The organism is Pseudoalteromonas sp. S2893 (assembly GCF_005887105.1).
Taxonomy (GTDB): domain Bacteria; phylum Pseudomonadota; class Gammaproteobacteria; order Enterobacterales; family Alteromonadaceae; genus Pseudoalteromonas; species Pseudoalteromonas atlantica.
Map to the genome: position 1 here is coordinate 74,553 of NZ_PNCY01000001.1, position 20,031 is coordinate 94,583.

Consider the following 20,031-nt stretch of genomic DNA (forward strand, 5'->3'; position numbering starts at 1 on the left):
TTAAGGACACAACAATGAAATTTTCTAAAACTCTAATCGCAGCTTCGCTTGCGTTAGTATCTGCAGATACATTTGCTGCTGCGTTTCAGTTAGCTGAGCAAAACGCATCAGGCCTTGGCCGCGCATACGCCGGTGAAGCATCTATTGCAGATGATGCGTCTGTTGTTGCTCGCAACCCAGCATTAATGACTTTATTTAAAGATAAGCAATTAAGTGTTGCAGCAATCGGTGTAGTACCAGATGTAAGCATTGAAGGTGAGTCTACTAACAACGGTATAGACCCAAGTGCGTTAGATGACGATAGCATTGCGCCAAGCGCAGTGGTACCTGCCGCTTACTTTACTATGCCGTATAACGATAAAGTATCAGTAGGTTTTGGTGCGTTTTCTAATTTTGGTTTATCTACAGAATTTAACGATGACTACGTAGCGGGCCAAATTGCAGGCGAGACAGAAATTTTGACCGTTAACTTTAATGCAAGCGTTGCATACAAAGTAACAGAGCAATTTAGTTTTGGTATTGGCTTAAATTACATTTATGCAGATGCAACGGTAATTCGTAAAGTAGGCGCTAATACAAGCGGCTTTGATTTTGGTGCTGATGCAGTAAACCTTCAAGGTGACGACACAGGCCTAGGTTTAAACGTTGGCTTAATGTACCAACTAGACGAAAATAGCCGTTTTGGTTTCAACTACCGCAGCGAAACAGACATCACATTTGAAGGTGATTTCTCAAACGACCTACCAGTAGCAGTAGGCGGCACCGGTGGTGCACAACTACCAGGTTCTGTAGAGCTAACGTTACCTGCTATTGCTGAGTTTTCTGGTTCTCACCAGTTAGATGAAAAACTAGGCTTACACTACAGCGTATTATGGACAGGTTGGAGTAGCTTTGAGTCACTAGAAGCACAAGTAACTGCACCAACAGGCGACAAGTTTGTTGCTTTTGAAAAGCAAGAGCAGTTTGACGATGCATTCCGTTACTCTATCGGTGCTGATTACCAATACAACGAAGACTTACTTCTTCGTGCAGGTGTAGCGTTTGATGAGTCGCCAGTATCACAAACTCACCTGTCTATCTCTATTCCAGATACTGACCGTTTTTGGTTCTCGTTTGGTGGTAACTACGCAATCGATACACAATCAAATGTTGATTTAGGTGTAAGTGTTGTTCGTGGTAAAACACAGAACTTTACTGAAACTGATGATTCAGGCAGCCAATGGGGCTTTGAGTCAAAAGGCCATGCGGTTGTAATTGGTGCTCAGTACAACTACAAATTTTAATGTAGTTGTGCCATGTGGTTAATCGCAGGGCACAAAAAAGCCGCTCACTTTAACAGTGAGCGGCTTTTTTAATGCCTGCTAAATTGCTTTAGCAGGCAACTAAAATTATAAGCTTTCTATTTTAGTTTTTTGCTCAAGTAGCTTGGTTTTAGCATCAGTGAATTCAGCGAGCTTCGCGTTCTCTTTTGCAAGTACGGCTTCTGGTGCGTTATTTACAAACTTTTCGTTAGCCAGCTTGTTTTGCACTTGGGCTAGGCCTTTTTCTGCTTTTTCGAGTTGCTTGTTTATACGTGCAAGCTCTGCTTCAACATCAATTAAGCCCGCCATGGGGATCATAATTTCAAGGTTGCCAACATAGGATGTTGCACACGCTGGTGCATCGTCTTTGTTTTCAAGCAGGGTGAACGATTCAAGTTTAGCAAGCGAGGCAATAAATGACTCGTTCTCGTTAATGCGGCGCACATCATCGCTTGATGCGTTAGCTAGTAACACGTTAAGTGGCTTACTTGGGCTAATGTCCATCTCACCACGAATAACACGAATTGCTAAAATAAACTGTTTAACCCACTCTAAGTCGTCCATAGCTTGGGCATCAACGTTTGCTTCATTATAAACAGGGAAGCCCTGTACCATGATGCTGGTGCCTGCTGTTTCAAGCCCTGCAAGTGGTGCAACGCGCTGCCAAATAGTTTCGGTAATGTATGGCATCATTGGGTGCATTAAGCGCAGTAGGCTTTCTAGTACCGTAATGAGTGTATTACGTGTACCACGTTGCTGTGCTTCATTGCCTTTAAATAATACCGGCTTAGTCAGCTCTAAGTACCAATCACAGAACTGGTTCCAAGTGAATTCGTAAAGCGTGTTAGCCGCTAAATCAAAGCGGTAGTTATCAAGATGTTCAGTGTAGGTTTTAACCGTTGCTTCAAACTGACCTAATATCCAACGATCGGCTAATGAGAACTCTTTTTGTGCATCGTTGAAGCCACAATCTTGCTCTTCTGTGTTCATTAATACGTAACGGCTCGCGTTCCATAGTTTATTACAGAAGTTACGGTAACCTTCTAGGCGGTTCATATCCCAGTTGATATCACGGCCGGTTGATGCCATTGCTGCAAGGGTAAAGCGAAGCGCATCGGTACCGTGTGCCTCAATACCATTTGCAAATACTTTGCGCGTGTCTTTTTCAATTTTTGCAGCAAGTTTAGGCTGCATCATGTTACCGGTACGCTTTTGTACTAAATCTTCAAGCTCGATGCCGTCAATCATATCTAGTGGGTCAAGTACGTTACCTTTTGACTTAGACATTTTATCGCCGTTGTCATCACGTATTAGGCCAGTAACATACACTGTTTTAAACGGCACTTGTGGCTTACCATTTTCATCTTTTATAAAGTGCAGCGTCATCATGATCATACGCGCAACCCAGAAGAAAATAATATCAAAGCCCGTTACTAACACGTCAGACGGGTGGAAGGTTTTTAAATCATTCGTGTTCTCTGGCCAACCTTGCGTTGAGAACGTCCAAAGCGCAGATGAGAACCAGGTATCAAGTACGTCTTCGTCTTGGCTTAGCGTAACATCATCGGCAATGTTGTTGTCGCGGCGTACTTCAGCTTCATCACGGCCAACGTAAACGTTGCCTTCGCTGTCGTACCAAGCCGGAATACGGTGACCCCACCAAAGCTGGCGTGAAATACACCAATCTTGTACGTCGTTCATCCACGAGAAGTACATGTTCTCGTACTGTTTAGGCACAAACTGAATGTCGCCATTTTTAACGGCATCTTTAGCAGGCTCTGCAAGTGGCGCAACACGTACATACCATTGGTCGGTAAGTAGTGGCTCAATGACCACACCAGAGCGGTCGCCGTAAGGTACAGTTAACGCATGGTCTTCGATTTTTTCAAGTAAACCAAGTTCTTCAAATTCTGCGATAATCGCTTTACGCGCAGCAAAACGGTCTAGGCCGTGCAAGCGCTCAGGAATTGGCGCATCAAACTCAAGCTCTTTACCGTCAAAGGTGTATGTTTCACCTTGGCTTAGAATGGCAGCGTTTTTATCGAAAATATTGATCATTGGCATTTTATGACGCTTGCCAACTTCGTTATCGTTAAAGTCGTGTGCAGGGGTGATTTTTACACAGCCCGTGCCTTTGTCTTTATCAGCGTGTTCATCTGCAACAATTGTGATACGACGATTTACGATAGGCAGTAAAATCTCTTTACCAATTAAATCTGTGTAGCGCTCGTCATCTGGATTAACCGCAACACCTGAGTCACCTAGCATGGTTTCTGGGCGTGTTGTTGCTACGACAATGTAGTCTTTGCCGTCTTGTGTTTTAACGCCATCAGCAAGTGGGTAGCGCAGATTCCACATGTGGCCTTGTTTGTCTTTGTTTTCAACTTCAAGGTCTGAAATAGCGGTGTGTAATTTTGGATCCCAGTTTACTAGGCGCTTACCGCGGTAAATTAGGTTTTCTTTGTGAAGACGTACAAAGACTTCTTTAACCGCTTCAGATAAGCCATCGTCCATCGTAAAGCGTTCACGGTCCCAATCAACCGATGCGCCAAGACGGCGAAGCTGTTTAGTGATAGTACCGCCAGATTCGTTTTTCCATTCCCAAATTTTATTAATAAAATCTTCGCGGCCTAAATCGTGACGTGTTTTACCTTCTTCAGCGTGTAGTTTACGCTCAACCAACATTTGCGTTGCAATACCCGCGTGGTCAGTACCTACTTGCCATAATGTGTTGTTACCTTGCATACGCTTAAAACGCGTAAGGGTATCCATTATTGTATCTTGGAAGGCGTGGCCCATGTGCAAGCTACCGGTGACATTTGGCGGCGGGATCATGATCGAATACGGTACGCCTTGGCCAGATGGCTTAAAGTAGCCTTTTTGTTCCCAGTCTTGGTATAGCGACTGTTCAATATCTTGCGGATTGTAGGTTTTATCCATTACACAGAACCTTAAATAAGTACTTAAATTAGTTGGTTAGCTTTATCCTAAACGGCTAGCTATTAATCTCTTGCGTGCTGATATTGGCACCAAGTTGGCGCAGCTTTTTAAAGCGCTCACGAGCGGCTTGTTTAGCTACAGACTCTACTGGTACAAAATCAAAAACTTGGCTAAAACGCCTAATAAAATCAGGCAGGTTAGTAGCTAAGTTAATTAAAACGTTACGTTTGCCAACAGGAGGCGTGGTGCCTATTTCTACTGGTGCGCCGGCTTTAGGGCCTTCGCCTTGCAGGTTATGCGGCACAAAACTGTCGGGATCAAATGCCCAAATGGTTTCGTCAATGGCATAGGCGGTGTGTTCGTTATCTACAAAAATAAATACACGATGCCCTAATCGATACTGCTCTGCGGCAATTTGAGCTGCTAAAGCAAAATGATCATCAGCCTGCGCTTTAGATTCATCTTGTTGCTTTAGAACGAAAAATTGAGCATTCATGTTCATTGTATCGGGGTTTCCCATGACATTGAATGTGCACATAGTTGATACACATAAATTAAGAGGCAGATTTTGCCATATAACGGGGTTTGCTTCAATTAATACACAGATAATTACAGCAATAAAAAAGGCGCCAAATGGCGCCTTAATACAAGTTAAATAACCTAAGCTCTGGTTAAAATATTTTTGCCATAGGGCAAATAAATTTAACGCTGTTAGCGCTAAAAATACCTGCTGAGTGGCTTTTCTAAATAAGGCTCAGGTTAATTAGGTTATTAGTCGTGCGTAGCTTCGCTTACACCCGCTCGGTTTAATAAATACTGAGTAAGCATAGGAACAGGGCGACCCGTTGCACCTTTTTTAGCGCCACTGCGCCACGCGGTACCGGCTACGTCTAAGTGAGCCCAGTTATACTTTTTAGTAAACTTAGATAAGAAACACGCTGCGGTAATAGTACCAGCAGAGCGCCCACCTAAGTTTGTAAAATCGGCAAATGGGCTATCGAGTTGATCTTGATAGTCATCCCACAGTGGTAACTGCCATGCACGGTCGCCACTTTGCTCCGACGCTTTTAATAAATCATGCGCAAGTGGGTTGTGGTTTGACAGTAAACCTGTTGCGTGTGCACCAAGGGCAACAATACATGCGCCTGTTAGTGTTGCTACGTCAATTACTGTATCTGGGTCAAAACGCTCAACGTAAGTTAACGCATCACATAATACTAATCGGCCTTCGGCATCAGTATTAAGCACTTCAACGGTTTGCCCCGACATTGTTGTTAAAATATCACCAGGGCGATACGCGTTAGAGCTTGGCATGTTTTCACAGCCGGCTAAAACACCAATTACGTTAATAGGTAGCTGCATTTGTGCCAGTGCGCGCATAGCGCCAATTACACCGGCTGCGCCGCCCATATCGTATTTCATTTCATCCATGGCTTCGCCTGGCTTAATTGAAATACCGCCCGAGTCAAACGTTAAACCTTTACCTACTAGCACAATAGGCGCTTGCTCATCGCTTGCACCTTTGTAGTTAATAACCGACATAACCGATTCGTTATCACTTCCGCGACCAACGGCTAAGTACGAGTTCATACCTAGTTCGGCCATTTTTTCTTCGCCAATAATATCAACGGTAATGTTGTCAAAATTGCTAGCCAGCTCTTGCGCTTGTTCGCCTAAATAAGCAGGGTTACAAATATTAGGTGGCATGTTGGCTACGTCTTTACATAGCTTACTACCTGCGGCAATGGCTAAGCCATGCTCAATGGCGCTTTCACCAATGGTCAGCTCGCGACGTGTTGGTACGTTAAACACAATTTTACGAAGTGGACGACGAGGGTCTACTTTTTTGCTTTTTAGCTGGTTAAATGTGTATAGGCAATCTTGTGTTGTTTCTACCGCTTGGCGAACTTTCCAGTAGGTATCACGACCTTTGACGTGTTGCTCTGTTAAAAAGCACACCGCTTCCATTGAGCCGGTTTCGTTTAAGGTATTAATTGTTTTAGAAATTATTTGCTTATATTGCTTATCATCAAGCTCGCGCTCTTTACCACAGCCAACAAGCAATACGCGCTCGCTTAAAACGTTAGGTACATGATGCAATAATAACACTTGCCCCGGCTTACCTTCTAGGTCGCCACGGCGTAGTAAATTTGAGATATAACCATCGCTGATTTTATCGAGTTGTTCACCAATGGGGGATAACCTACGTGGTTCGTAAACGCCAACGACAATACACGCGCTGCGTTGTTTTTCTGGGCTACCACTTTTTACGTTAAATTCCATTGTTACTCCTGGTTGTGAGTCATATACGTTATTAATTGGGGCTAAAAAAATAAAATCTAGTCTTCGCTACGTAACTTATGTAGAGATAATCTTAATTTTAGCTGATTTTTTCTGACTCTTACTGTGTAATTGAACTTTATATGTTTAAGGGCTACTAATGCAACAATATATCGTGCACTTAGGTAGGATAATTAATTTTGTTAGCTTATAATAACGACTTATTTACCAGATAAAACTGGGTAAAATAGCTACTTTATTATCAAATTATCACTATTGTAGTGAAATTCTATGTTTAACAGGGGCGAGCATTGCTTATTTTTCGTTATTTGACCGTTGAGGTTTTAAAATCGCAGGTCGCCGTATTTTTAACTTTAATGACCATTTTTGTGTCACAAAAGTTTGTGGTTATTTTAGGAGATGCTTCTGAAGGGAGCATTCCTGCCAAATTAGTATTATCGATGATTGCGCTTAAACTGCCGCAATTAGCTTCGCTGATCCTGCCATTGAGTATATTTTTGGGCATTATTTTAGCTTACAGCCGTATTTACGCCGACAGCGAAATGACCGTTCTTAAAGCCTGCGGGGTGAGTGAATGGTATGTGGTACGCGTTACTTTAATTTCGAGTGTGGGTTTGGCTATATTAGCCGCCTCTCTCACCATGTACCTTGCGCCGTGGGCGAGTGAGCAAGAGTACCAGTTAAAAGAGCAAGCCAAAGCCGATGCGGGTTTATCTGCGTTAAGGGCTGGGCGGTTTCAACAAACCGGTAATGAAAAAGCCGTGGTGTTTATTCATAACATTGAAAACGGTGGTAAAGAGCTAAACAAAGTATTTGTAGCGCAGCTGCCGGATACCGAAAAAGATGATCTTGCACGTTTAGTGTATGCCGAACAAGGTGTGGTGGTAGAGGCAATAAATGGCGAGCAACAATTAGTGCTAACCGATGGCAAACGCTACGAAACCGATGGCAAAACACCGGCTCTTAATTTAACGCAGTTTGATGGCTACAGCGTACAAATACGCGAGCAAGAAATAGAGCATCAGCGCCGTAAATTAGAAGCAATACCTACTAATCAACTATTGCCACTCAATACCTCTGAATCTATAGCCCAGTGGCAGTGGCGTATTGCAATACCGCTTTCTATTCCGTTACTAACGTTAATAGCAGTACCGCTAAGTGTGGTTAATCCGCGCCAAGGTAAGTTTGCTAAATTAGTGCCAGCCATTAGCTTGTACTTAGGTTATTTTATCTTACTCAATGCTGCAAAATTTGCCGTAGAAGATGGCAAAATACCGCCTTCAATTGGTTTGTGGTGGATTCACTTGAGCGCTTTATTTATAGGTAGTTTATTAATTATAAAAGGTCGCCCATTGGGCGCTTGGCTTAAAGCCGTTGTAACAAAACGGGAGTTAAGCGCATGATGAAAACACTCGATTGGTACTTAGGCCGCAGCATTTTACAAACCACCGGATTTGCTTTGTTGGTGCTAGTAGGGATTAGTACATTAATTAAGTTTATTGATCAGCTAAAGTCGGTTGGTCGTGGCAGTTACGATTTAATGACCGCAACGCTTTACACCTTTTACAGTATGCCGGGCGATTTAGTTATATTCTTCCCGATGGCCGCGCTTATTGGTGGCTTAACTGGCTTAGGTGCATTGGCTTCAAACAGTGAGCTTGTGGTAATGCAAGCTGCGGGTATGTCGCGCTTGCAAATTATAGGTTCGGTAATGAAAACCGCCGTGTTTATGGCTGTGTGTATGATGGCTCTTGGTGAGTGGGGCGCACCAGAGGCGCAACAGCACGCCAAAGAAATGCGTAATCAGGCAATTTATGGCGGCGATGTATTCAATGCACAAAAAGGCGTATGGGCTAAAGATGGCAACAATTTTATTAATATTGAAGATGTAGATCAAAACGGCCGTTTAAACGGCGTGCACATGTATCAATTTGATAAGTCCCTCGATTTAACTCAAATAACCAAAGCTAAAGTGGCCATTGGTCGTGATGAAGGTTGGTTATTACGCGATGTAAACAAGGTTCATATTAGTGATGAGCAAATAAGCAGTGAACACATTGATGAAGAGTTTTACCCTTCGCAATTAACGGGCGAAAAGCTTGGTGTTGTATCGGTAAAGCCTGAGTCGCTTTCCTTTACAGGGCTTTGGTCGTACTTAGGGTATTTACAGCAAAATGAGCAAGATACCAGCACCTATGAGCTGGCCTTGTGGCGTAAGCTAATGCAGCCAGTTTCTGTTGCCGTAATGCTACTGGTTGCACTGTCGTTTATATTTGGCCCGTTACGTACCGTTACTATGGGTGCGCGTATCATTATGGGTGTAGTAACGGGAATTGTATTTCACTTAATAAATGAGATATTTGGCCCTGTGGTAATGGTTTATCAAATACCTGCTATTATAGGCGCGGTATTGCCAAGTATACTATTTATAGGCTTTGCTACGTACATGATGAATAAGCGGGTATAGCCGTTATAAGCGCTTATTTAATACTAAAAAAGGTGACCTATGGTCACCTTTTTTGTTTTTATAACGCGTTATTCAAAAACTATTAGCAGTCAGCTTAATTAAGTGATCAATTTTGTGGCTGGAAAAACATCTTGATAGCTAGGCAAAAAAATCGCTATTTAGTTGCTCTCGTCAATTGCTCCTGCATTGCTCTACCTTCTGCATCCATGTAGTCGTAAATGAGAATTTTTTACGCAGGTAGCGACAAGTTAGCCCCGCAAAATGATTAAGTATTATTGCGCATTGGTATAAATAGGTATTAATCTAGCTCGTGGTAAATACGTTTGTTTTCTTCTTTTGTAAGAGTAATTACCTCAGTTTTTGAGACATAGTCTTGCAGCGCTTTTTTGTTTTTAAAATCAATTAATACCACAAGATTACCTAAACCAAGCAGGGCACTTAGGCTGCGAACAATAGACTGCGGCCAACTAATTAAGTTTCCTTCACTAGTTTGTACTTTTAAACGCCATGCGCGCATGCCAATAGTTTGCCCGCTTTTAGTCCAAAAATAGCCAAAAAATACTAAAGTAACAATAACAAGTAAGGCACTTCGAATACTCGACAGCAGCAGTGACTCTTGAATAAGTGCCGATACATCTTCAGCACCATTTAAACTAATAACATCAAGTGAAATAAGCCCTTGTACGGCAAACAAATAGAGCACAACCGTTAACATAGCAAACGCAATAATAGCTAACGTATCATAAACTAACGACGCAAAACGACGCCAAAAACCAGCTCGTGGAAACTCACCCGACATAAATACACTCTCAATGTTAATATGCGCGCTAGTTTAGCAAAAAAGCTCACAAATACTAAGCGCTATAGTTCAGTGATATACCTTGGCGTTATTATTAGCTGTATTTAATACTTCAACCAGTAAACGACATTTTGCACAGGCTGTCTAAATGTTAAGCGGTTGATCAGGCTAATGTCATAAAACGCTTGCTGCCACCCCTATTGTTTGTATAATGCTTGGCATAGAGACGAAGGCACATAAATAATCCTTAGCTCTAAAGTGGTTTTTCTTTATCTTCTCGTGTTTAGAAGGTTAAAGAAAAATGATGCCAGCGTGATGAAATTGGTATACATGGGGGATTCAAAATCCCCTGCCGAAAGGCGTGCCGGTTCGAGCCCGGCCGCTGGTACCACTTTTTACAGCCTCTGCTAGTTTTAGCAGAGGTTTTTTTATGCCTGAAATTTGTGTTGGGACGGACTCGAGCGCCACTCAGAGTGGCGCTAATATCAGTTACAGTCCGTCCGCTGGTACCACTTTTTATGACCCTAACCAAATTGGTTAGGGTTTTTTTATGTCTGTAATTTGTGTTGGGACGGACTCGAGCGCCACTCAGAGTGGCGCTAATATCAGTTATAGTCCGCCTGCCGGGTGAGAGTGAACCGAAACGAAGTTTCGCAGTTACTCGAAGTGAGTTAATGGATTAACGATGGATACTGCTTCAGGATGAATTAATTACTCTTACTTCATTAAAATGGGCTTATATGAGCTTTACTTAGCACTGCGCACGCTTATTTAGCTTCTAAAAACGCGATGAACTCTCCAGCCGATACATACCAAATATCATCTTTATTTGAGATTGTTTGAACGAGCTTTTCGGCGTAATCCCAGTTGTTATTTACTGTGTTTTTATCAAATTCCCACGAATGACCCAAAATCATCATTACAGTGAGCTTATTGCTTTTAAGCGCAATATATTGCTCTATTAATGGCATTGCTTTTGAGTGGTGAACGGTTGGGTTCCATGCCATGTAGTTGGTAGGGAGCTCAAAATTAAGGGCGTCGTTTACTGTTCGGGCATTAGTAAAGCCCGCTTGCTTTACTAATTTCATAGCGGTTTTATCGTAAGACCCTAAAGGGTATGCAAAAGAGTGTAAGGAGCTGCCTTTTATGGGCGATAGAATGTGCTTATCGCGGGCTAATTGTAATTTTAATTCTGCTGTATCTAAGCCCGCAAAGCCCGGATGTGAGTAACTGTGGCTTGCTATTTCATGGCCTTTATAAAGTGTTTTTACTTCACTTTGTTTAATATATTCGCCTGCTTTACCGGTAAAGGCTTTCATCCACGGTAGCTTTTTAGCAAATAAACCTGAGTTTAAGTTAAACGTACCAACAACCTGGTACTTATTAAATAGTTCCACAAGCTTTCTGTCTTGTATGACGCCATCATCGTAGCTAAAAATAACAGCTTTAGTCGCGCCGTTAGGGTAGCTTTTTAAAGGTGCTTTACTGGCTGCACACGTAAAGCTTGCCGCCATTAATATAGCAATTAATAAACTCTTCATTTTAAGGTTTTCATTATTGATGCAAGTTGTTTAGCCCAAAGGGCGTAGCCTGCTTGGTTTAAATGGGTGCCATCGGTCGTGAGCGATTTTTTAAGCGTACCTTGTGGGCCTAAAAATACGGGGTGTAAGTCTATATAGGTAAAATTTGCGTGCTCAATTGCTTTGATTTGTTGGTTAACTGTTTGCGCCATTTGCGTAATAAAATTGCGATGATCGGGCAAAATACTTTGTACATAAATTTGTGTATTTGGGAGTGAGTTATTGAGCTGAGTCACTATTTTTTCGATATTGTTGCTCACCGACGCTAAGTCTTTAACTTGCTTTATATAATGGTAATTAAAAATATCGTTTACACCAATTTTTAAAAATATAGCTTTAGGTGGGGCTGCTTTTAATTCGTTTAAACGCGCTAAAACACCGTAGGTCATATCGCCACTAATACCGCGGTTTCTTACGCGTAGGTCGTTAAACCGTATGCTCCAATTTAGCCCTTGCTCTGTAATGCTATCACCAACAAAAACAATATCGCCTTTGCGTAAAGGTTGTAGCTTAAAATGGGCTATACGCTCAGCATAGTGTTTTTTTAGCCATTGCGATTGAAAAGGAATTGCCTTTTCGGCATTAGCTTTAAAGCTTATTAATACAGCACCTATAATTAATGTGCCAAGTAGAAAAGTGATGTGTTGGAGTGTGTAATTACTTGGTTTATAACTCATAAAAACCTGCGCTTATAGACATACTAACTTAGCAATGTATCTATAAACGCCGGTTTTTGATACGTGTTGCATTCGTATTCAGGCTTTGTTTTTAACCACCCTTTTTATTAAGCCTAATAGTTTAGCAATCCCTAAAGTAAGTAACATAGGTACGCCTATTAAAATAAGCTCTTTTACAAAGGGTAAAATGTACATCAAAATAGGGGCTATTTTCGGCTTTTCACCCTCAGCTGCACCGTGGGAGTATCCCTGCTGATTTATTTGTGCGGCCCAATCGGTGAGCTCTAAACTAACCAGCAAAAGGCTCACTAAAACAGATACAACTAACACAATGCTGGTGCGGGTTTTCCACTGTTGTTTTAGGTGCTTCATTATTTAGCCTCCTTGGCAAACATGCGTTTAGTCAATTTTACTATCCAAGAAAAATTAAGCGCTAAATGCACACCTAGCATGGGCATAATAAAGGTGGCTGAATCGTGATGTATTTTCGACCAAAAGTCTTGAATGTTTAAACTAATATTAAGTGCGGGTAGCAGAGCCACCGACACTAAAAAGCCGCTTACAAATACTAATAACATCATTATATAAAGTAGGTAATCCCACACTATATTAAAGCGCTCGCGTGCTGTTATATTGGCAAATAAACGGCCAAAACTGCGTGTTACCCAATCCCAATGTAGCAATAAATGTACAACAAAAGGAATAATAAAAAATAGGCTAAACCATTCGTGTAAAGGGATGCCAGTAGCTTGAGGTGCACTTACTAGCATAAAGCTAATAAGCAGTAAGGTGTCCATTACATAACGGAACTTTTGTAAGTTTTGTTTCCAATCAGACATTATTGACCCTGAAATAATTTATTTATAATACCAATCCGCATAATTAAGTGAACTATTTTGAGGATGGAAAAACGTGTTGATAGCAAGGCAAAAAATTCGCTATTTAGTTGTTCTCGGCAGTTGCTCCTGCATTGCTCTATCTTCTGCATCCATGCAGTCGTAAATGAGAGTTTTTTAACGCAGATAGCGACACGTTTAGCCCCTAAAAATGATTAAGTATTATTGCGGATTGGTATGGTTGACGCTATTTAAGGTACGCCCCCCTTAAACAGCAAAAGGCTCAATAAAATATTGAGCCTTAAATCATGAGCAAGTTATTAAATTAAAAAACGTAAGACGCGCTTAATTTAACATTACGACCCGCTTCGTAATCTTGCACTGTGTCGCTTGAGTATGAAGCGTGAGAGTAATACGTTTTATCAAAAATATTCTCAACACCTAAGGTCATGCTTAGTGCTTCAAGCTGGCTTGGTAGCCACTGCATGCTGATGTTATGAACCTGATAACCCACTTTATGAATATCAGCACCGCTTGATACTGAGTCATCAGTTCTGTTAACTAGGCTGGTCCAGTTAAATTTCAAGTCGTATTTTGGTACTTCGTAGCCAAGGTTTAGTGAAATGCTATCACCTACTTCATAACGCAGTTGCTCGCCAGTCTCTAGTTGTTCAGAGTCTGACTTAGAGTAACTTAAACGCGCACTAAATAGCGCTTTACGCAGTGAAAGCGTTGATTCAAAACCATCTATATCGTAATCACCCGAGTTTTCATAGGTACCAATTGGGCGACCTTTACCAATTGCCCAGTTGTCTATGTAATCTTCAATACGGGTTTTAAACAGGTTTAATGAAAAACCAAATGAGTCTAAGCCCATAATGTTTTGATCTTTAAAGGCAAAACCAATGGCGTTATTTACACCGGTTTCTGCTTTTAGGTCTTTATCAAAGTTAGTACTGTAATCAACATAGCTTTCACGCAGGCCAGGACCTTGAAAAAGCTCTGTTGAGCTTGCGTTAACACTCCAGTTATCGTTAATTAGGTATTTAGCCGCTAAACCAAACGTTAACTCGTTCCACGATTTATCTAACGAATCGTTAGTACCGGCTGAGTACATATCTACTTTAAAGTAGTTGTAACGCACGCCAGGGATTACAAATAACTGATCGGTTACAGCGATTTCGTCTTCAATATAAATAGCGTGCGAGTCGGCAGTGTCTTTATTGGTTTGTACGTGGTTTTCTATACGTTTTGATACTTGCTCATATCCTTCGCCGCCATAGCGTAATGTATGGTTAAATCCAGCAAGTGCAATTTTAGATGTTGCAAGGGCAGTGTAGCCCGTATGCTCAGAGTTACCCTCAGTTCCTAGTGCAATATAGCTTAGTTCGTTGCGATAAACGCTAGCGCGTAGGGTAATGGCATCGCCTTTATCTAGCTCGTAGGCAAGTGAAGTGCTGGTACGTGTGTAGTCAATATCTTCTGTTTGCGCGTCTGAATCTTCAGCAAAGCCTGCACCAAAGTTGGTTTTTACGTAGTAATCACCTTCATCGTTATATCTGTCGTATGAGAACACGAAACGGTTACTCTCGTTTACATCCCAGCCGAGCTTGAATATGCCATCTACCGTGCGGCCTTCGTTACCTGTAACTTCTTTACCATTGCCGTTTTCAAAGTTATTTCTGTCGGTGTAGGTGTAGTAGGCAAGGGCGTCTATGTTGTCGGTTAGCTGACCATATACCGCAGCAGAGCCACCTGCGTAATCATTAGTACCTAAGTTTGTGTATAAGCGTGCCCCAAAATCTTCACCTGGCTCTAGTAAATCTTTAGCATCTTTGGTTTCAAAGGCTACACCACCAGAAAGGCCGCCAGTTAGCACTGAATTAGTCCCTACTTTTATATCTACTGCTTTTAAAATATCAGCATTAATAAGTAAGTTTCCTGAGTGGTGGAACATATTATTGTTTTGGCTAATACCATCAACAGTAATGTTGAGGTCTAAATCGTCAACACCACGAATATTAATACCTTGTACAATAGAGTGCGAGCCACCTACGTCAATACCAGCTTGGTCACGGAGTAAATCACTTAAATGGTTGGCTTGTTTTCTTTCAATATCGTCTTGTAATAGCGAGTCATTAGTAATTGTTGTGCCCCATACTTCAATGGTTTCTGAGGTATCGGGAGCTTGTTCCGCTAAGCTTATGAATGACATACCAGTACACAAAGTACCAATAACAACGTTAAGCGCGTGCTTATTAAATGGGAGCGTGTTTTTCATGGTGAGTATGTTTATCTAATTTTAATATTATTAAGAATGATTCGTATTAAACCGTTCACCGCCTTAAATGGCAATTTAAAATACATACCCTACATGAATAACAGTTATTTAAACTTCAAATACTTTATTTTTTACAAGCTCTCTAAACCATTGACATGCAGGGTCATTATGGTGGCGTTGATGCCAGTATAAAGCCACTTGTGCATACTCTGAGCTAAGCTCTGGGGGCGGGGTTCTGGCAACTACGTCATGCTGTTGGCACACATCTGCAGCAAAATGATTGGGCACATAAAATATTAAATCAGTGTTTTCAGCAATGCTGCCAATACTGTAAAAGTTTTTTAAGCGTATTGGCGTCGCTATATTATCAATGCCTAGCGCGGCAAAATTTTGTGCAATAGTTAATGCTTTTTCACCCTGAATTGATATTTGTCCAAAATTACAATCACGCAATAAATCAACGCTTAATTCTTGTTTAGCCAGCCTGTGGGAGCGAGCCATTACTAATTTAAACTCGCGCTCAAACAACGGCTGTTGATATAACTTACCCTCTGAATTAGCGGGCTTGTGACCAGTAATCACAAAGTGAGTATCGCCTTTAAGCAAATCAGAAAACTGCGGTTTAGGCAGGGTGTCTATTTCAAGGGTGATATTAGGCGCTTGCTCGCGAACATCTTTAATTATTGTTTTTATAAATAAATGCATTTGCGGCGGTAGGCCAAACAGTTTTATGGTGGCAGTGCTGGTTTTAGGGTCGAAGGTTTGCTTGTTAACCAGTGTTTCTACCATATTTAAAATAGAATTTAGGTCTTGCTGAATTGATTGCGCTTTTGGTGTTAGCTCGTACCCTCCTGCCATTCTTATTAATAATTGATCGTCAAACAAGGAGCGCAATTTACTTAACGAGCGGCTTATAGAAGGTTGGCTCATGCCTAAAGTTAAGGCGGTATTGCTAATATGTTTTTCGTTTAAAAGCTGCTTTAAAATAATAAGAAGGTTTAGATCGAGCTGATTTAAATTCATAGTTAGGTTTGCAAGTTATCAGTATTTCAAGCCATTATCCTAGCACTTAAACAGAGCTTGGCGTAAATGTGTTTTTAATAAAAATAAGCCAGCACATCAAAATACACCGCCGTTAAAAACAAAAACCAGCAATTAAGCTGGTTTTTGTAGGTTATGTGCGATTAGTTTTTTAAATCTATGGTGTATAGCGCAAAACCATTTTCGTCTGTTTTAAGTGGTGAGGTAGGCGCAACAGCAGGGAGTGCTTGTGCAATAGTAGCTACCTCATCAAGCGGTGATGTTCTAAACACAACGTTTAGCTCTGTGCTGGTGGTCACGGTGCTAAAGCGCCAGTTATTATCGGCCGAAGGGTCAATACTGCCTGTGCTACTTTTAGCGGCTTCGCTAATAATGTAGCTACGCAGCACACCGCGGTTTTCATCTGGGCCTTCAAATGTTTCACGGCTAGTACCGTCAATCGCCGGGAAGTTACCGCCGCCCGATGCACGATAGTTATTAGTTACAATTAAAAACTCTGCTTCTAAATCTATCGCTTCACCTTGGTATTGCAAGTTAGTAATGCGCGAATTGTTTTCACTTATTAATAGGCCATCGTTGTCGTATCGTTTTGGCTGAGTGACGTCAATTTCAAAGGTAACGCCGTCAATAATATCAAAGTTAAAAGTAGGAAAAGTGGTATCGAGTAGGTTTTGCTCAGCGCTGCTGTTTACATCAATCTGATTAAACTGACCCGCAGAGCGTTCAAGCCACTCTTTAACATCGCTACCTGTTACTTTTACCATACGAATAGTGTTTGGAAACACATACAAACTAACGGTATCTAGTAAGGTAATATCGCCTGCTTTTACATTGGTGTAATCTTCAATACCATTGCGGCCAGCTCTAAAAGGGGCAGCTGCCGAAAGCACAGGTAAGCCATCAAGCTCAGTGCCTTGAATAAATGCTTTACCCCACGCTATTTGTGCATCTGATACTATTTGAATTGACGGGTCGTCTTGCACCAAAGCAAAAAAGCTATAAATTGGATTTGAAATTTCAGCAAATGGTTCGCTCACCCAATCAATCGTTGCTTGGTGTTCAAGCTCAATTGCGGCAGCTACATCGGTATCTACAGCAGCTAAATCAACAAAGTCGCCGTTTTCATCTGTACCACTAATGGCGCGGGTTTCTACTTTTGAGCTGGTTACTTCCCAGCCGCCTTCATCGTTTGGCTCAACAATTAAATCAATAACCCCTAAGTTATTGCCAAAAAAGCCAGGCATAACAGCCGGTACGCCATTAAGTTTACCGTTTACGTTATCAATACCCGCCGATTCATAGCCATCGTACGACGAATCACCCGGAAACAAACGGTGGTTATGACCAAACAATATGGCATCTACGTCATCTACTTTAGACAGGTAAAGGGCCGTATTTTCAGCGAGGTCTTCTTGGGCGCTGGCTGTTAACCCAGAGTGCGGAATGGCAATAATAATATCGGCGCCTTGTGCTTTCATTTGTGGAATGAACTTTTCAGCAGTAGCAACAATATCTTTAGCAATGACCTTACCTTGTAAGTGCGCGCTATCCCATTGCATAATTTGCGGTGGGGTAAGGCCTAAGTAACCAATTTTAATTGTTTGTTCGTTGCCGTTTATATCAAATACGGTTTTATCTTGAAGGTAGTACGGTGTGTAACGGTTTTCATCGTTGCTGTCGTCATCATCACCATCATCAACGTATACATTGGCATTAATATACGGGAAGTCGGCACCACTTAATGTGGCATCTAAAAACTCTAAGCCAAAATTAAATTCATGGTTTCCTAAGTTAGCAACATCGTAATCAAGCAAGTTCATTGCTTTAAAGGCCACATGGGTTGCGCCATTTAAAATATCGTCTTTACGTACAATCGCTTCGTAATCGCCAAGCGGGCTGTTTTGAATTAAATCACCATTATCAACAAGTACACTGTTTTGCACTTCATTGCGGGCTTCTTTTATAAGGGTAGCGGTATTAACAAACCCTAAGGTTTCTGAGGGGGCTTGTGCAAAGTAATCGTAGTTAGATAAATACATGTGTATGTCGGTTGTTTCCATTACGCGCAAAGTAACCGGTGCAGGCTCTGGTGTTTCTACAACGACAGGGTCATTATTATCGTCATCATCAATGTCGCAGCCACTCAATGCGAGTGCAATAGTCAGTGCCAATGTTGATTTTAAAACGTGCTTTTTAGCGATTCGATTTTTCATGGTCATTCCGTGTAATTTAAAAAGAGTACAGTAAAAAAGATTTATTAAAGTATGATGAATTAAAATGTGAATCCATATTTACATTTTTAGATGGTGCTATTACAGTAAACAGTGTTTTAGTATTACTTTCAAACTTGTACGCCTTAGCGCTCGTAGTAAAAAAATAAATTTAAAAATGGTGTAGGCTATAACTTAACAGCACTTTTCGATAACACTAAATCGGTTGTTGGGCTTCATTAAAATAATAAAGGAAATCAGGATGAAAAAATCACTACTTTCAGTGGCATTAGGTTTTGCTGCACTTGGTGCGTTTAACGCACAGGCGAACCTTGATCAACACGTTAAAAATGTAGAGCAACAGGTAATTGAATGGCGACGCGACTTTCACCAAAACCCAGAACTTGGTAATCGCGAAACACGTACCGCAGGCATTGTGGCTAAACATTTAAAGTCGTTAGGTATGCAAGTACAAACCGATATTGCTTACACTGGTGTTGTTGGTATTTTAAAAGGCGCAAAGCCTGGCCCTACAGTAATGCTACGCGCCGATATGGATGCGCTACCGGTAACAGAAAAAACAGATGTGCCATTTAAATCAACCAAAACCACAAATTTCCGTGGCGTTGATGTAGGCATAATGCATGCTTGTGGCCACGACACGCACGTAGCTATGCTAATGGGCGCAGCCGAAGTATTAGCAAATATGAAAGATGAATTGCATGGCAACATCATGTTTGTGTTTCAGCCTGCTGAAGAGGGCGCACCTTTAGGCGAAGAGGGCGGTGCAGAACTAATGCTTAAAGAAGGTATATTTAAAAAATATAAACCTGACGTAGCCTTTGGTCTACATATTACATCGAGCCTACATACGGGGAAAATTGGCTATCGAAGTGGGCCGTTTATGGCCAGTGCCGATCGCTTTGAAATAACTGTACACGGTCGCCAAGCCCATGGCTCAGCACCTTGGACAGGCGTTGACCCTATTGCTGCCGCTGCGCAAATTGTAACGGGCGTTAACCATATTGTTAGCCGCCAAGTAAATATAACCAAAGAGCCTGCTATTGTGTCGTTTGGTAAAATAGCGGGTGGTGTGCGTAATAATATTATTCCTGAAGAAGTTGAAATGGTTGGCACTATTCGTAATTTTGATATGGATAATCGTGCGCAAATCTTTGAAAATATTAAAACAACCGCTACACATATTGCTAAATCATCGGGGGCAACGGCCGATGTGCATATTCACGAAGGTTACCCGGTAACGGTTAATAACCCTGAACTTACTGCGCAAATGTTACCTAGCCTTGAAAAAGCAGCCGGTAAACAAAACGTGCAAGAAATGGGTAAAATAACCGGCGCAGAAGACTTTTCGTTTTATGCCCTAGAAATACCGAGTGTATTTGTATTTTTAGGTGGTACGCCTGACGATCAAGACTTAAAAACGGTAGCAAGTAACCACTCACCTTATTTTTACGCCGATGAGTCATCGTTTAAAGTGGGTACCAAAGCGCTTAGCCAATTAGCGGTAGATTATTTAAATAGCCAAAAATAACGACATAACTACCCAGCGAGTAATGTAATTGCTGGCTGGGTATTGT

Annotated in this window: 15 protein-coding genes and 1 tRNA gene; 5 read left to right on the plus strand and 11 right to left on the minus strand. The window is 41.5% G+C overall.

Annotated features, from left to right (window positions below; translation table 11 throughout):
• The first annotated feature begins 14 nt into the window (after positions 1 to 14).
• The gene (locus tag CWC04_RS00360; protein WP_138684337.1) at positions 15 to 1,283 is read left to right on the plus strand and encodes an outer membrane protein transport protein; all 1,269 of its coding nucleotides are present in this window, start codon (positions 15 to 17) and stop codon (positions 1,281 to 1,283) included.
• 105 nt (positions 1,284 to 1,388) lie between these two features.
• Here CWC04_RS00360 and CWC04_RS00365 read toward each other — a convergent pair whose 3' ends face one another.
• From CWC04_RS00365 to pepA, 3 genes are all read right to left on the minus strand, one after another.
• On the minus strand, positions 1,389 to 4,241 hold the full coding sequence (locus CWC04_RS00365; RefSeq protein ID WP_138684338.1) for a valine--tRNA ligase: 2,853 nt from the start codon (positions 4,239 to 4,241) through the stop codon (positions 1,389 to 1,391).
• A gap of 55 nt (positions 4,242 to 4,296) precedes the next feature.
• Complete coding sequence (locus CWC04_RS00370; protein ID WP_004588472.1) at positions 4,297 to 4,743, minus strand: DNA polymerase III subunit chi; 447 nt, start codon at positions 4,741 to 4,743, stop codon at positions 4,297 to 4,299.
• A gap of 269 nt (positions 4,744 to 5,012) precedes the next feature.
• Positions 5,013 to 6,524, minus strand: a complete 1,512-nt coding sequence (gene pepA / locus CWC04_RS00375) for a leucyl aminopeptidase (protein ID WP_029772475.1) — start codon at positions 6,522 to 6,524, stop codon at positions 5,013 to 5,015.
• A 308-nt stretch (positions 6,525 to 6,832) separates the two neighbouring features.
• On the opposite strand from pepA, the gene lptF reads away from it, so the two are divergent.
• Both lptF and lptG read left to right on the plus strand, forming a co-directional pair.
• Complete coding sequence (lptF, locus tag CWC04_RS00380; RefSeq protein ID WP_138684339.1) at positions 6,833 to 7,945, plus strand: LPS export ABC transporter permease LptF; 1,113 nt, start codon at positions 6,833 to 6,835, stop codon at positions 7,943 to 7,945.
• Positions 7,942 to 9,009 carry an LPS export ABC transporter permease LptG gene (gene lptG, locus CWC04_RS00385; protein WP_031289389.1) on the plus strand — a complete coding sequence of 356 codons (1,068 nt, stop codon included), beginning with the start codon at positions 7,942 to 7,944 and terminating at the stop codon, positions 9,007 to 9,009. The genes lptF and lptG overlap by 4 nt, the downstream gene beginning before the upstream one ends.
• A gap of 298 nt (positions 9,010 to 9,307) precedes the next feature.
• On the opposite strand, the gene CWC04_RS00390 is transcribed toward lptG, so the two are convergent.
• Positions 9,308 to 9,808 (minus strand): RDD family protein, encoded by a 501-nt coding sequence (locus tag CWC04_RS00390; RefSeq protein WP_138684340.1) that lies wholly within the window; start codon positions 9,806 to 9,808, stop codon positions 9,308 to 9,310.
• Between the two features lie 306 nt (positions 9,809 to 10,114).
• On the opposite strand from CWC04_RS00390, the gene CWC04_RS00395 reads away from it, so the two are divergent.
• Positions 10,115 to 10,199, plus strand: a tRNA-Leu gene (locus CWC04_RS00395).
• A 376-nt stretch (positions 10,200 to 10,575) separates the two neighbouring features.
• Here CWC04_RS00395 and CWC04_RS00400 read toward each other — a convergent pair.
• The 7 genes from CWC04_RS00400 to CWC04_RS00430 all read right to left on the minus strand — a co-directional run bounded on the left by CWC04_RS00400 (position 10,576) and on the right by CWC04_RS00430 (position 18,436).
• Positions 10,576 to 11,349 (minus strand): polysaccharide deacetylase family protein, encoded by a 774-nt coding sequence (locus tag CWC04_RS00400; RefSeq protein ID WP_138684341.1) that lies wholly within the window; start codon positions 11,347 to 11,349, stop codon positions 10,576 to 10,578.
• Positions 11,346 to 12,065 (minus strand): GDSL-type esterase/lipase family protein, encoded by a 720-nt coding sequence (locus CWC04_RS00405; protein ID WP_138684342.1) that lies wholly within the window; start codon positions 12,063 to 12,065, stop codon positions 11,346 to 11,348. Before CWC04_RS00405 ends, CWC04_RS00400 begins: the two co-directional genes overlap by 4 nt.
• 78 nt (positions 12,066 to 12,143) lie before the next feature.
• Complete coding sequence (locus tag CWC04_RS00410; RefSeq protein ID WP_055254763.1) at positions 12,144 to 12,437, minus strand: hypothetical protein; 294 nt, start codon at positions 12,435 to 12,437, stop codon at positions 12,144 to 12,146.
• On the minus strand, positions 12,437 to 12,904 hold the full coding sequence (locus CWC04_RS00415) for a DUF4405 domain-containing protein (protein WP_138684343.1): 468 nt from the start codon (positions 12,902 to 12,904) through the stop codon (positions 12,437 to 12,439). Before CWC04_RS00415 ends, CWC04_RS00410 begins: the two co-directional genes overlap by 1 nt.
• 322 nt (positions 12,905 to 13,226) lie before the next feature.
• The gene (locus CWC04_RS00420; RefSeq protein ID WP_138684344.1) at positions 13,227 to 15,182 is read right to left on the minus strand and encodes a TonB-dependent receptor domain-containing protein; all 1,956 of its coding nucleotides are present in this window, start codon (positions 15,180 to 15,182) and stop codon (positions 13,227 to 13,229) included.
• 108 nt (positions 15,183 to 15,290) lie between these two features.
• Positions 15,291 to 16,205, minus strand: a complete 915-nt coding sequence (locus CWC04_RS00425) for a LysR family transcriptional regulator (protein ID WP_138684345.1) — start codon at positions 16,203 to 16,205, stop codon at positions 15,291 to 15,293.
• Between the two features lie 161 nt (positions 16,206 to 16,366).
• Positions 16,367 to 18,436, minus strand: a complete 2,070-nt coding sequence (locus tag CWC04_RS00430; RefSeq protein ID WP_138684346.1) for a bifunctional 2',3'-cyclic-nucleotide 2'-phosphodiesterase/3'-nucleotidase — start codon at positions 18,434 to 18,436, stop codon at positions 16,367 to 16,369.
• Between the two features lie 259 nt (positions 18,437 to 18,695).
• On the opposite strand from CWC04_RS00430, the gene CWC04_RS00435 reads away from it, so the two are divergent.
• Positions 18,696 to 19,985 (plus strand): M20 family metallopeptidase, encoded by a 1,290-nt coding sequence (locus CWC04_RS00435; RefSeq protein ID WP_054983526.1) that lies wholly within the window; start codon positions 18,696 to 18,698, stop codon positions 19,983 to 19,985.
• The last annotated feature ends 46 nt before the right edge of the window (positions 19,986 to 20,031 follow it).